At 64.8% G+C, this 301-nt stretch carries 1 protein-coding gene; it reads right to left on the bottom strand.

The window, feature by feature from the left end; translation table 11 throughout:
- Positions 1–301, bottom strand: a 301-nt coding sequence (locus J0695_RS42795; RefSeq protein WP_242553833.1) for an ABC transporter transmembrane domain-containing protein, incomplete at both ends; no start/stop codon positions are given.

Genomic DNA, 301 nt, shown 5'->3' with positions numbered 1-301 from the left:
TTCTGCTCGGCGAAGTCCCGCGCGGACTCCTCCTGCCGGCCGAAGACCTTCACCAGGGTGTGCCCGGTGTACATCTCCTCGATGTGGGCGTTGAGCCTGCCCGTCACCTTCCACTGCTGGACGAACTGCGGCTGCGAGCGCTTGCCCACCTTGGTCGCCACGACTACCGACAGCGGCACCGTCGCCAGGGCGACCAGCGCCAGCAGCGGCGAGATCCAGAACATCATGATCAGCACGCCGATGACGGTCAGCAGCGAGTTGATCAGCTGGCCCATCGTCTGCTGCATCGTCTGCGAGATGT

The organism is Streptomyces beijiangensis, from assembly GCF_017315755.1.
Classification (GTDB): Bacteria; Actinomycetota; Actinomycetes; order Streptomycetales; family Streptomycetaceae; genus Streptomyces; species Streptomyces beijiangensis.
This window is presented reverse-complemented; position numbering and strand designations above follow the sequence as displayed.